10 protein-coding genes are annotated in these 12,846 nt (G+C 65.8%); 5 read left to right on the top strand and 5 right to left on the bottom strand.

Features of this window, described 5'->3' with window-relative positions; translation table 11 throughout:
- Positions 1 to 4: 4 nt before the first annotated feature.
- Both PKB_RS22670 and PKB_RS22665 read right to left on the bottom strand, forming a co-directional pair.
- Positions 5 to 1,015 carry an ABC transporter permease subunit gene (locus tag PKB_RS22670; protein ID WP_043254725.1) on the bottom strand — a complete coding sequence of 337 codons (1,011 nt, stop codon included), beginning with the start codon at positions 1,013 to 1,015 and terminating at the stop codon, positions 5 to 7.
- A gap of 616 nt (positions 1,016 to 1,631) precedes the next feature.
- Entirely contained in the window at positions 1,632 to 2,195 is a 564-nt protein-coding gene (locus tag PKB_RS22665) for a helix-turn-helix domain-containing protein (protein WP_043254723.1), read from the bottom strand.
- Positions 2,196 to 2,372: 177 nt separating this feature from the next.
- Here PKB_RS22665 and PKB_RS22660 point away from each other — a divergent pair, with 177 nt between their 5' ends.
- Positions 2,373 to 3,593, top strand: a complete 1,221-nt coding sequence (locus PKB_RS22660; RefSeq protein ID WP_043254720.1) for a M24 family metallopeptidase — start codon at positions 2,373 to 2,375, stop codon at positions 3,591 to 3,593.
- A 106-nt stretch (positions 3,594 to 3,699) separates the two neighbouring features.
- On the opposite strand, the gene PKB_RS22655 is transcribed toward PKB_RS22660, so the two are convergent.
- From PKB_RS22655 to PKB_RS22645, 3 genes are all read right to left on the bottom strand, one after another.
- Positions 3,700 to 5,277, bottom strand: coding sequence for an ABC transporter substrate-binding protein (locus tag PKB_RS22655; protein ID WP_052355363.1), 1,578 nt, complete (start codon positions 5,275 to 5,277; stop codon positions 3,700 to 3,702).
- Positions 5,278 to 5,360: 83 nt separating this feature from the next.
- Positions 5,361 to 6,962 carry an ABC transporter substrate-binding protein gene (locus tag PKB_RS22650; RefSeq protein ID WP_043254719.1) on the bottom strand — a complete coding sequence of 534 codons (1,602 nt, stop codon included), beginning with the start codon at positions 6,960 to 6,962 and terminating at the stop codon, positions 5,361 to 5,363.
- A gap of 252 nt (positions 6,963 to 7,214) precedes the next feature.
- A complete protein-coding gene (locus tag PKB_RS22645; protein WP_242411255.1) occupies positions 7,215 to 7,922 on the bottom strand; it encodes an SIMPL domain-containing protein in 708 nt (235 codons plus the stop codon).
- A 205-nt stretch (positions 7,923 to 8,127) separates the two neighbouring features.
- On the opposite strand from PKB_RS22645, the gene PKB_RS22640 reads away from it, so the two are divergent.
- The 4 genes from PKB_RS22640 (at position 8,128) to PKB_RS22625 (ending at position 12,812) form a co-directional block, all read left to right on the top strand.
- Positions 8,128 to 9,384, top strand: coding sequence for an ATP-binding protein (locus PKB_RS22640; protein WP_043254714.1), 1,257 nt, complete (start codon positions 8,128 to 8,130; stop codon positions 9,382 to 9,384).
- Positions 9,385 to 9,407: 23 nt separating this feature from the next.
- Positions 9,408 to 9,968, top strand: a complete 561-nt coding sequence (locus tag PKB_RS22635) for a response regulator transcription factor (protein WP_043254713.1) — start codon at positions 9,408 to 9,410, stop codon at positions 9,966 to 9,968.
- 69 nt (positions 9,969 to 10,037) lie between these two features.
- Positions 10,038 to 11,771 carry an ABC transporter ATP-binding protein/permease gene (locus PKB_RS22630; RefSeq protein WP_043254711.1) on the top strand — a complete coding sequence of 578 codons (1,734 nt, stop codon included), beginning with the start codon at positions 10,038 to 10,040 and terminating at the stop codon, positions 11,769 to 11,771.
- A 99-nt stretch (positions 11,772 to 11,870) separates the two neighbouring features.
- Positions 11,871 to 12,812, top strand: coding sequence for an AEC family transporter (locus tag PKB_RS22625; protein WP_043254710.1), 942 nt, complete (start codon positions 11,871 to 11,873; stop codon positions 12,810 to 12,812).
- Positions 12,813 to 12,846: the final 34 nt, after the last annotated feature.

The following is a 12,846-nucleotide window of genomic DNA, read 5'->3' as shown; positions in this document are numbered from 1 at the left end:
CTCCTCAGCGCTGATGGCGGATACGCGGGTTGACCAGGCCGTAGAGGATGTCCACGACGAAGTTCACCAGGATGACCAGGGTGGCGACCAGCAGGATGCCGTTCTGCACCACCGGGTAGTCGCGGCGGCTGATGGCGTCGATCAGCCATTTGCCGATGCCCGGCCAGGAGAAGATGGTTTCGGTCAGCACGGCGCCGGCGAGCAACGCGCCGACCTGCAGGCCGAACACGGTCAGCACCGGGATCATGGCGTTGCGCAGGGCATGGATGAACACCACGCGAGCCGGCGACAGGCCCTTGGCGCGAGCGGTACGCACATAGTCCTCACGCAGCACTTCGAGCATCGCCGAGCGGGTCATGCGAGCGATCACCGCCAGCGGGATGGTGCCCAGCACGATGGCCGGCAGGATCAGGTGGCGCAGGGCGTCGACGAAGGAGCCTTCCTGGTCCGAGAGCAGGGTGTCGATGAGCATGAAGCCGGTCTTCGGCTCGATGTCGTAGAGCAGGTCCAGGCGCCCGGACACCGGCGTCCAGCCCAGGGTCACGGAGAACAGCATGATGAGGATCAGGCCCCACCAGAAGATCGGCATCGAGTAGCCGGCCAGGGAGATGGTCATCACCCCGTGGTCGAACAACGAGCCGCGCTTGAGTGCAGCGATCACCCCGGCCAGCAGGCCGAAGACACCGGCGAAGAGCATTGCCGCGATGGCCAGCTCCATGGTCGCCGGGAACAGGGTGAGGAATTCGTGCCAGACGCTGTCGCGGGTCACCAGTGATTCGCCGAGGTTGCCGTGGGCGAGGTTGCTGACGTAGTCGAAGTACTGCAGGTACAGCGGCTTGTCGAGGCCCAGGCGGTGCATGGCTTCGGCGTGCATCTGCGGGTCGACGCGGCGCTCGCCCATCATGACCTCGACCGGGTCGCCCGGGATCATGCGGATCAGCGCGAACGTCAGCAGGGTGACGCCGAAGAAGGTCGGGATGAGCAAGCCGAAGCGGCGTGCGATGAAACTCAGCATGGTGGTGGAGGACTCCTCATCGCGCGGCTCGCCGCCGGGATGCTGGCGGGGGCCGGTTTCTTGTTACTTCACCTGGATGGCGGCGAAGTTCTTCTGGTCAGGCGGGCCTTTGGTGTGGCTCGCGCCGCTGCGCTGGCGCGCATTCAACAGCTTAGGATGCGCCAAACGAACGCAAGGCGCTTGCGCGGGGAATTTCTTTGTCGCTTTTTCATAAACTTGTGCCAAAAATGACCGTTCATCGGGTGTTTGTTCGCGTCGAGTAAGAAGGTCGATTTTCCGGTCGCGCTTGTCGGCGCACGAAGACGTTCGTCGCACGCAGGCGTGCGGCGGGCGATTCAGGGGCGCTGGCTGGTGCCGTGCGGACGCCGGAGTACGGATGGGCAGAAGGAAGGGGCCGTGGGCGAGCCGTTGGCGGCTGGCATGGGCGGGGAGATTCGACGCTGCATAAGCGTGCCTAACCTCATTGTTGTTGTTCTGAGGGCCTGGCTGCGGCGTTGTGCACCGCGCGGGGCGAGAGCCGCCGGGATGGCCGGCGGCGGGCGAAGGCGGAAATTAAGTCATGCTGAAATCAAGATCAACCTGAAATTCAGTGTGGCTTCAAAAAGGCGACCGACGCTCAGTTGCCGGGGTGCTCGCCGAACAGCGGCATGGTGGTGACGGTGAGCACTTCCGCGGCGCCTTCGCCGACGTTGCGCAGGCAATGGCTCTTGCCGGCATCGAAGTGCACCGAGTCGCCAGGGCCCAGCGGGTAGGCGTGGCCGTCGATGGTGTAGACGATGTGGCCGCTGAGCACGTAGGCGAACTCGGCGCCTTCGTGGGCGATCAGCTCCGACTGGTAGCCCGCCGGCATGTTCATCTTCACGGCGTTCAGCAGGTTGCCCGGGAAGCTGCTCGACAGCCGCTCGTAGGCCAGCGGCTGACCCTCGATGGTGTAGCGCACGCGCTCGCCGTGGTGGGAGTCGGGCTGCGGCTGCTGCGGCTGGTCGAACAGCGAGTTGAGCGGCACGCCGAGGGATTTGGCGATGCTCGCCAGGGACGAGATGGACACGCCGGTAAGGTTGCGCTCGGCCTGGGACAGGAAGCTGGCGGTGAGGCCGGACTCGGCGGCCACCTGGTTCAAGGTCTTCTTCGCCGCGCGCCGATAGCGGCGCAGGCGTTCTCCGATTCGATCGACGGTCATGGGCGGGGCTCAGCGTGGAATGCCGGCCAGTATACCGGCCGGGTCTGCCGCTTGGAGCGGCGCGCGGCAGCGGTAGCCATTCGGCAGAAATTTAAGTGGGACTGAATAATTGGCATTGACCGGATATTAAGCCCTACTTAAATTTCGTGCGATTCCACGTATTCGAGGTAAGGCGAAATGACTCTGGGCGTCGGGGGAAGCACTCCCCAGCAAGCACTGGCGCGGCTGCATGACATGACGGCGGGTGCCGAGGCCATCGGCCTGGCCGAGTACCGCACGCGGGTGGCGCGGTTGCAGGGCCAGATGCGCCAGCGCGGTCTGGCTGCGGTGTTCGTCGATGCCGGCGCCAACCTGCGCTATTTCTCGGGTGTGAAGTGGAGCCCCAGCGAGCGCATGGTCGGCCTGCTGGTGCCCGATATCGGCGAGCCGCAGTACATCGCCCCGGCTTTCGAGGAAGGCACGGTACGCGACTTCCAGATCCTCCCCGGGACGATCCGCACCTGGCAGGAGCACGAAAGCCCCTATCGCCTGCTGTGCCAGGTCCTCGCCGAGTGGGGCGTACCCGCCGACGGCCGCGTAGGCCTCTGCCCGAGCCTGCCGTTCGGCATGTTCGAGCGCCTGCGCCGGGTCGCCGGAGCGCCCGAGTTCGTCGACGCCAGCGCCGCCGTCGAGCATTGCCGCCAGCGCAAGTCGCCGGCCGAGCTGGCGCTGATGCAGCGCGCCAAGGACATGACCCTGGAGGTGCACAAGGCCGCCGCCAGCATCCTCCATGTCGGCATCACGGCCGGCGAGGTGACGCGCTTCATCGAGGCCGCACACCGCCAGGTCGGCGCCAGCGGCTCGACCTTCTGCATCGTGCTGTTCGGCGAAGACAGCGCCTTCCCCCACGGCGTGCGCCAGCCGCGCCCTCTGCGCGAAGGCGACATGGTGCTGATCGACACCGGTTGCCAGCTGCACGGCTACCAGTCGGACATCACCCGCAGCTACGTCTTCGGTACGCCCAGCGAGCGCCAGCGTGAGTTCTGGAATCGGGAGAAGGCAGCCCAGCAAGCCGCCTTCGAGGCCGCCACGCTCGGCGCGCCCTGCCAGGTGGTGGACGCCGCCGCCCGCCGCAGCCTGGAGGCCGCCGGCCTCGGCCCGGATTACGCGTTGCCCGGCCTGCCGCACCGAACCGGCCATGGCATCGGCCTGGAGATCCACGAAAGCCCATACCTGGTACGAGGCGAGGAAACCCTGCTGGACATCGGCATGTGCTTCAGCAACGAACCGATGATCTGCGTGCCCGGCGAGTTCGGCATCCGTCTGGAAGACCACTTCTACATGAGCGCCGAAGGCCCGCGCTGGTTCACCCAGCCGAGCCATTCGATCGACGATCCGTTCGGTCTGCAGGCCTCGTAGGAGCGGATCTCATCCGCGAATTCTCCGCTCCGAGTTTCCCTGTAGGAGCGGGCCACGCCCGCGATTCGCGGACAAGGTCCGCTCCTACGAAGAGCGGTACGGCGCCTCAGGGCGCCAATTCGACCCGCGCGAAATTGTTCGAGCCCAGCGGGCTCAGGGTGAAGCCCTTCACCTTCGGGCTGAGCACCACGAACTGCTTCGGATAGGCCAGGGCGATCCACGGCGCTTCGCGCTGGAAGATCGCCAGCGCCTGGCGATACAGGTCGGCGCGCGTCGCCTGGTCGGTGCTGGCGCGGGCCTGGCGCAGCAGGTCGTCGAACTGCGCGTTGCACCAGCCTGAAAGGTTCTCGCCGTTGCGTGCCGCATCGCAGGACAGATTGGGCGTGAGGAAGTTGTCCGGGTCGCCGTTGTCGCCGACCCAGCCCATGAACAGCAGGTCGTGCTCGCCGCGCTTGCCGCGGCGGATCAGCTCGCCCCACTCGTAGACGCGGATGTCGGCGCGGATGCCCAGCTTGCCCAGGTCATCCTGCAGCATCTGCGCGCCTATTCCAGGGTTGGGGTTGGTCGGCCCGCCGCCCGGGCGGGTCCAGATCGACAGTTTCAGACCCGGCTGGATGCCCGCTTCGGCGAGCAGTTTTCGTGCGCGCTCGAGGTCGCGCGGCCAGCCCTGCAGGCTCGGGTCGGAGCCCCACAGTGTCGGCGGATAGGGCGCCACCGCCGGGCTGGCGCCGCCCTCGCCGAACTGCGCCGTGCGGTAGGCGTCGCGGTCGAAGGCGAGGTTCAGCGCCTGGCGTACGCGTACGTCGTCCAGCGGCTTGTGGCGGGTGTTGAGGGCGACGTAGGCGACCAGCAGCGAATCCAGTTCGGCCACCTTCAGTTTCGGTTCCTGGCGCAGTGCCGGGATGTCGGTCGGGCGCGGGTAGAGCGCGACCTGGCAATCGCCAGCGCGAATCTTCTGCAGGCGCACGCCAGGGTCGGGGGTGATCGACAGTAGCAGGCGGTCGATCTTCGGCGTGCCGCCCCAGTAAGTCGGGTTGGCGGCGAAGCGCACCAGCGCGTCCTTCTGGTAGCGCTGGAAGACGAAGGGACCGGTGCCCACCGGCAGGTTGTTCAATTGCTCGGCCTTGCCGGCCTTGAGCAGCAGGTCGGCGTACTCGGCCGAGTAGATGGAAGCGAAACCCATGGCCAGGTCGGCGAGGAAGGGCGCCTCGGGGTGGCGCAAGGTGAAGCGCACGCGGTTGTCGTCGAGCTTCTCGATGCGTTCGATCAAGCCCGGCAGCCCCATCGAGGTGGCGTAGGGGAAACCGCGTGGCGCCAGGCTGTGCCACGGATGCTTGGGATCGAGCTGGCGCTGGAAACTCCAGAGCACGTCGTCGGCATTGAACGGGCGGCTCGGGGTGAAGTAGTCGGTGCGCTGGAACTGTACGTTGCGGCGCAGGTTGAAGGTGTAGCTCAGGCCGTCGGGGCTGATCTCCCAGCTCTGCGCCAGCGCGGGCGCGACCTGGGTGGTACCGGGGGCGAACTCCACCAGGCGCTCGTAGACCGTCTCGGCGGCTGCGTCGGCGGTGGTGGCGGCGGTGTACTGGGCGATGTCGAAGCCTTCGGGGCTGGCTTCGGTACAGACCACCAGCGTCTGCGCGCTGGTCCAGGAACAACAGAAGAACAACGCCAGGGCCACCCACATGCGGCGACCCTGGTGTCGTTGCTGGAAATGTCCTTGGTGCATGCCGGTAACGGAAAACGGCCGCCTTGCGGCGGCCGTCTGCCTTACTTGCCGACGCTCACGCCATAGAAGGAGTTGAGCGCGAAGGGACTGATCTTGAAGTCCTGCACGGTTTTACGCATCGGCTGGTACACGGTGGAGTGGGCGATCGGGGTGATCGGCACCTGCTCCTTGAGGATGTGCTGGGCCTGTACGTACAGCTCGGTGCGCTTGGCCTGGTCGGTGGTGCGCTTGGCCTCGGTCACGAGCTTGTCGTAGGACTTGTCGCACCATTTGGAGAAGTTGTTGCCGTTGATCGCGTCGCAGCTGTACAGGGTGCCCAGCCAGTTGTCCGGGTCACCGTTGTCGCCGCTCCAGCCGATCAGCATGGCGTCGTGCTCGCCGGCCTTGGCGCGCTTGATGTACTCGCCCCACTCGTAGGTGACGATCTTCGCCTTGATGCCGACCTTGGCCCAGTCGGCCTGCAGCATCTCGGCCATCAGCTTGGCGTTGGGGTTGTACGGGCGCTGCACCGGCATGGCCCAGAGGGTGATCTCGGTGCCTTCGGGCACGCCGGCCTTTTTCAGCAGCTCCTTGGCTTTTTCCGGGTTGTAGCCGGCGTCCTTGATGCTGTTGTCGTAGGACCACTGGGTCGGCGGCATGCCGTTCACGGCGAGCTGGCCGGCGCCCTGGTAGACGGCGTCGATGATCGCCTTCTTGTTCACCGCCATGTCCAGCGCTTCACGCACTTCCAGCTTGTCCAGCGGCTTGTGCAGCACGTTGTAGGCGATGTAGCCGAGGTTGAAGCCCGGCTGCGACGGCATGTTCAGGTTCGGGTCCTTCTTCAGCGACTCGAGATCGGCCGGACGCGGGAAGAGGGTGATCTGGCACTCGTTGGCCTTGAGCTTCTGCATGCGCACCGAGGCGTCGGTGTTGATCGCGAAGATCAGGTTGTCGACCTTGACCTCGCCGGGCACCCAGTAGTCCTTGTTGGCCTTGAAGCGGATCATCGCGTCCTTCTGGTAGCGACTGAACACGAAGGGACCGGTGCCGATCGGCTTCTGGTTGATGTCGCTGGCCTTGCCTTCCTTCATCAGCTTGTCGGCGTACTCGGCGGACTGGATGGAGGCGAAGCTCATGGCCATGTTCTGCACGAACGCGGCGTCGACATCGTTGAGGGTGAACTTGACGGTGTTGTCGTCGACCTTCTCCACCTTGGCGATGTTGGTGTCCATGCCCATGTCGGTGAAGTAGGGGAATTCGGTCGGGTACGCCTTACGGAAGGCGTTGTCCTTGTTCAGCATGCGGTCGAAGGTGAAGACCACGTCGTCCGCGTTGAACTCGCGGCTCGGCTTGAAGTACTCGGTGGTGTGGAACTTCACGCCCTTGCGCAGGTGGAAGGTGTAGGTCTTGCCGTCCGCCGAAACGTCCCAGCTCTCGGCCAGGCCCGGGATGACCTTGGTGCCGCCGCGCTCGAACTGAGTCAGACGGTTGAAGATGGTTTCCGCAGTGGCATCGAAATCGGTGCCGGTGGTGTATTGGCCCGGGTCGAAGCCCGCCGGGCTGCCCTCGGAACAGAACACCAGGTTGCCCGCGGCGTGGGCGAAGGGCGCACTGGCGATCAACCCAGCGGCGATCATGGAGCGGATGACGGCATTCTTGCGCATGCTGACCTCTGTTTATTCTGGTTGTCATCGAGGCACGACCTTGTGGGCCGTGGTGGGCCGAAACTATGCACGCCACATGCCGGGTGCAAGGGTCTCTTTGGCCACAGTGTAGAAGTTGTGACGAAGTCATAAGGGAATGTCGCAAAAACGCAAAACGACCGAATGGTCACCTTGTGGCGTCGTCCTCGCGGGGGCGGGCGGCAGCGCGGGAGAGGGCGCCCCGGAGCGGCTCCGGGACGCGTGGGGAACGAGTCAGGGCATCTGCACTTCGATGGTGCCGTCGGCGCTGACGGTGACCTGGCTGGTGCCCGCCTCGATCTGCGGCGCCGGGGCATAGCCGGCGGCATCGGCCTTCATCGTCGCCATGCGCATCACCGGCATCGGATGCGGCGCGCCGGCGCTGCTCAGGTTGAGGTTCACCAGGCGGTAGTCCTTGCCGCCGAGGGCGCTGGTCAGCAGTTGCGCGCGGGCCTTGAAGGCTGCCACGGCGTTCTTCATCAGGTTGTCTTCGTTTTGCTGGCGCGTGGCGTCGGCGATGCTGAAGCTCATGCCGCCCATCTTCAGCTTGCCCAGCAGGTCGGCGCTGAGCTGCGAGAGGGCGGCGAAGTCGGCGCTTTCCAGGCGCAGTTCGGCGCGCTCGCGCCAGGCGGTGATCTTCTGCCCCTTGTCGTCGTAGACCGGGTAGCTGTTGCGGCTGCCCAGGCTGACGGTGACGTTCTTGACCTTGCGTGCCTGGGTGACGGCTTCGTTGATCGCGGTGGTGGTCGTGGCGGCGAGCTTGGCCGGGTCGCTGGCCTGTTCCTCGCTGTACAGGGTCACATGCATGAGGTCGTGGGCCACCTCCTGGCTGGCCTCGGCGTGCAGGCTGACCAGGTTGTAGCGCGGCTCGTCGGCCACGGCGGACAGGCTGGTGGAAACCAGCGCGATGGCGGCGGCGAGGCTGGCGAGGGATTTCTTCATGGTGGACATGCGTAGCTCCTTGGTCCTGTTCGAGTCCCGGATGCAGGGTAGCGGACCCTGCGCGCGGACAGTCAGACCCTTTGACGCAGGTCTGGGTTCGCACGGGTTGATTCGCGATAGGCTTTGTTGTCGTTATGCTGTGTCGCTTTGACGCAGAGAGAGGGGAAGGGGCTTGGCTATACTCGCGCAAATTCCGGAATTCACCATGCGCACACCGGTTTTCCAGTTATCAGCCAGCCGGCAGAACCTGCTGCACCTGACGCTTATCCGCGTCCTCGTGCTGGCCGCCCAGGCCGGTTCGGTGGGCATTGCCTACAAAGCCCAGCTGATCCAGCTGCCCTGGATGGCACTGGGCGTGACCCTGGCCATCTCCCTGGTGTTCTGCATCGCCACCGCCCTGCGCCTGCGTGGCCCCTGGCCGGTGACCGAGGTGGAATATGCCGTCCAGCTGGCCTGCGACCTGCTGATCCACAGCGCCCTGCTGTATTTCTCCGGCGGCTCCAGCAACCCCTTCGTTTCCTATTACCTGGTGCCGCTGACCATCGCCGCGGCGACCTTGCCCTGGGTCTACACCATAGTCCTCGCCGGGCTCGCGCTGGCCGCGTACACGGTGCTGCTGGTGTGGTTCCATCCGCTGAACATTTCCCCGGGCCAGCGCGATTACCTGCTGATCAACGGCATGTGGCTGAGCTTCGCCCTCGCCGCCGGGCTGATCACCTTCTTCGTCGCGCGCATGTCCCAGGCCCTGCGCCGGCAGGAGCAGATAGTCGCGCAGCGCCGCGAGGAGAGCATGCGCGACCAGCAGTTGCTCGCCGTGGCCACCCAGGCCGCCGGCGCCGCCCACGAGCTCGGCACGCCGCTGGCGACCATGAAGGTTTTGCTCAAGGAGCTGCGCCAGGCGCATCCCAATGATCCAATGCTGCAGGAAGACCTGGCCCTGCTGCAGGAGCAGGTCAGCCTGTGCAAGGAGACCCTGCAGCAACTGGTACGCGCCGCCGAGGCCGACCGTCGCCAGGCGATCGAGGAACAAGGCGTCAACCAGTGGCTGGAGGCGACCCTGCAGCGCTGGCACCTGATGCGCCCGGAGGCGACCTACCGCTACCAGAACCTCGGTCGCGGCAGCGCGCCGCGCCTGACCCCACCCACCGACCTCAGCCAGGCCCTGCTGAACTTGCTGAACAACGCCGCAGACGCCTGCCCGGACGACCTCGACATCCGTCTGGACTGGGATGCCACGGACATCTGCCTGAACATCCGTGACCACGGCCCGGGGGTTCCCCTGGCCATCGCCGAGCAACTCGGCAAACCCTTCTTCACCACCAAGGGCAAAGGCTTCGGACTGGGCCTTTTTCTCAGCCAGGCCAGCGTTACCCGCGCCGGCGGCACGGTGAAGTTGTATAACCATGAAGACGGCGGCACGCTTACCGAGCTGCGCCTGCCGCGTAGTTACGGTGTGGTCTGATCCACGCGCGAGGAAGTACCCCAATGAGCGAAGAAATCCTGTTCGAAGGCGAAGAGCAACCCCACCTGCTGCTGGTGGATGACGACGCCACTTTCACCCGCGTGATGGCACGCGCCATGAGCCGTCGCGGCCTGCGCGTGTCGGTCGCCGGGTCCGCCGAGGAGGGACTGGCGCTGGCCAAGGAAGACCTGCCGGACTACGCCGTGCTCGACCTGAAGATGGACGGCGACTCCGGCCTGGTGCTGCTGCCCAAGTTGCTGGAGCTGGATGCCGAGATGCGCGTGGTGATCCTCACCGGCTATTCGAGCATCGCCACCGCCGTGGAGGCCATCAAGCGCGGCGCCACCAACTACCTGTGCAAGCCGGCCGATGCCGACGACGTGCTCACCGCGCTGTTGTCGCAGCACGCCGACCTGGATTCGCTGGTGCCGGAAAACCCGATGTCGGTCGACCGCCTGCAGTGGGAGCACATCCAGCGGGTGCTGGCCGAGCACGACGGCAACATCTCCGCGACCGCCCGCGCCCTGGGGATGCACAGACGAACTTTGCAGCGTAAGCTGCAGAAGCGCCCTGTAAGGCGTTAAGTAATTCATAAGACAGGGAGCGCCAACTGAGCGCTCCTTCTTTTTTGTGCCTGTGCCGAGCCCGACCCGATGACCGATAGCGCCGAGTACCGCGCCGCGAACGATGCCGTTCGCGGGCACTTCTTTTCCCAAGTCTGGAAGTTGACCGCGCCCTACTGGCGCAGCGAAGAGAAGGGCGCCGCCTGGCTGCTTCTGATCGTGGTGATCGCCCTGTCGCTGGTCGGCGTAGCCGTCTCGGTGTGGCTCAACAGCTGGTACCGCGACTTCTACAACGCCCTGCAGAACAAGGACCTCGACGCCTTCATCCGCCTGGTCCTGTACTTCTGCGGCATCGCCGCCGCGGCCATCCTGATCGCCGTATATCGCCTGTACCTGACGCAGATGCTCACCATCAAGTGGCGGCGCTGGCTGACCGAGAAGCACTTCTCCACCTGGCTCGGCGACAAGAACTACTACCGCCTCGAACAGCGCGGCTTCACCGACAACCCCGACCAGCGCCTGTCCGAAGACCTCAACAACTTCACCGACACTACCCTGACCCTCGGCCTGGGGCTGATTCGCAACCTGGTCAGCCTGGTGTCGTTCTCGGTGATCCTCTGGGGCGTCTCCGGCAGCATCGAGCTGTTCGGCATCAGCATCCCCGGCTATATGTTCTGGGCCGCGCTGCTCTACGCCCTGGTCGGCAGCTGGCTGACCCACCTGATCGCCCGCCGCCTGATTCAGCTGAACAACCAGCAGCAGCGCTACGAGGCAGACCTGCGTTTCGGCCTGGTGCGCATCCGCGAGAACGCCGAGAGCATCGCCCTGTACAACGGCGAGCAGAGCGAGAACGAGCGGCTGATGACGCGCTTCCGCAACGTCTGGGGCAACTTCTGGGAACTGATGAAGGTGCAGAAGCGCCTGACCTTCTTCAGCTCCGGCTACGCGCAGATCGCCATCATCTTCCCGCTGGTGGTCGCCGCGCCGCGCTACTTCGCCGGCAAGATCCAGCTCGGCGAACTCATGCAGATCAACTCCGCCTTCGGCAACGTGCAGGACGGCCTGAGCTGGTTCATCGACGCGTATGCGAGCCTGGCCAACTGGCGCGCCACCTGCGACCGTCTGCTGAGCTTCCGCAACGCCATGGCCGAGATTGCGCACGAATCGGAAAACATCGAAGTGCACAGCGCCGGCGAGCGCCTGCAGCTCAAGCACCTGAGCCTGCGCCTGGGCGACGGCACCGTCCTGCTGGAGCCGACCAACCTGACCCTGGAAGCCGGCGAGCACGTGTTGATCAGCGGCGCGTCGGGCGCCGGCAAGAGCACCCTGCTGCGCGCCATGAGCGGGCTCTGGCGCTACGGCAACGGGCAGGTGGTGATGCCGGCCGAACGCAGCCTGTTCGTGCCGCAGAAGCCCTACCTGCCGATCGGCAGCCTGAACGCCGCGCTCTGCTACCCCGAAGAAGCCGGCCAGCACAGCCCCGAGCGCCTGCGCGAAGTGCTGCGCCTGTGCCGTCTGGAGCAACTCTGCGGTCGCCTCGACGAAGCCCAGCACTGGCAGCGCCTGCTCTCGCCGGGCGAGCAGCAGCGCCTGGCCATCGCCCGAGCGCTGCTCTACGCACCGCGCTGGCTGTTCCTCGACGAGGCCACCTCGGCGCTGGACGAAAACGATGAAACCGCGCTCTACCAAGTCCTGCGCGAACAACTGCCCGGCGTGACCCTGGTGAGCATCGGCCACCGCGCCGACCTCAAACGCTTCCACCCGCGCCAGCTGCGTTTGGAAGATCGCCACCTGCGCGAAGTCGAGGTCGTGCTTCCGGCCTGATCGGCTCGATAACCCCGGCGCCGCCCTGGCGCCGGGTGCATTCGGCGACTGGGGCGGCGTATCATCGCCGCTCTCGTTTGCCCGGCGCGCCTCCCTCCCATGCTCGCATTGCTGCTCCAGACCTTCGGCATCACCGCGCCGGTGTTCTCCATGCTGTTCCTCGGCGTCCTTCTGCGCCGTATCGGCTCGATCGATCCGCCCTTCATCAACACCGCCTCGGCCCTGGTATTCAACGCCACCATGCCGGTGATGCTGTTCCTCGGCATCTACCACTCCGACCTGCACCGCGCGGCGAGCCCGGCGGTGATGCTGTATTTCTGCCTGGCTACCCTCGGCGGCTTCCTGGTCGCCTGGGGCTGGGCGATCTGGCGGGTGCCGCGCGAAGACCGTGGTGTCTACGTGCAAGGCGCTTTCCGAGGCAACAACGGTATCGTCGGCCTGGCGCTTGCCACCAGCCTCTATGGCGAGCACGGCCTGGCATTGGGCTCGGTCCTCGCCGCCCTGGTGATCCTTTGCTACAACACGCTCGCCACCGTGGTCCTGGCGATCTACAGCCCGGTGCTCAAGTCCGACCCGCTGAGCATCGCCCGCCAGGTGCTGGTCAACCCGCTGATCCTTGGCGTGCTGGCGGCGCTGCCGTTCGCCTGGTGGGGCATCCACTTGCCGGCGTGGCTGCTGACCTCCGGTGAATATTTCGCGCGCATGACCCTGCCGCTGGCGCTGATCTGCATCGGCGGCACCCTGTCGCTGCCGGTGCTGCGCAGCAGCGGGCCGCTGGCGCTGAGCGCGAGCCTGATGAAGATGGTCTGGCTGCCGGCGCTGTGCACCTCGGTCGCCTGGTTGTGCGGGTTTCGCGGCGCCGAGCTGGGCGTGCTGTTCCTCTATTTCGCCAGCCCTACGGCGGCGGCCAGCTTCGTGATGGCGCGCGCCGCCCAGGCCAATGCCGAACTGGCGGCGGCCATCGTCGTGGTCACCACCCTGGCCGCCGCGCTGACCACCAACCTCGGCCTGTTCATCCTGCAGTGGGGCGGCTGGATCTGAAGACGCCGGGCCGGATTTGCCCACTGCGTCGCCG

The sequence above is a fragment of the Pseudomonas knackmussii B13 genome, assembly GCF_000689415.1.
GTDB classification, from domain to species: domain Bacteria; phylum Pseudomonadota; class Gammaproteobacteria; order Pseudomonadales; family Pseudomonadaceae; genus Pseudomonas; species Pseudomonas knackmussii.
The sequence above is the reverse complement of the archived record's forward strand: the minus strand, read 5'-3'. Positions and strand labels throughout refer to the sequence as shown.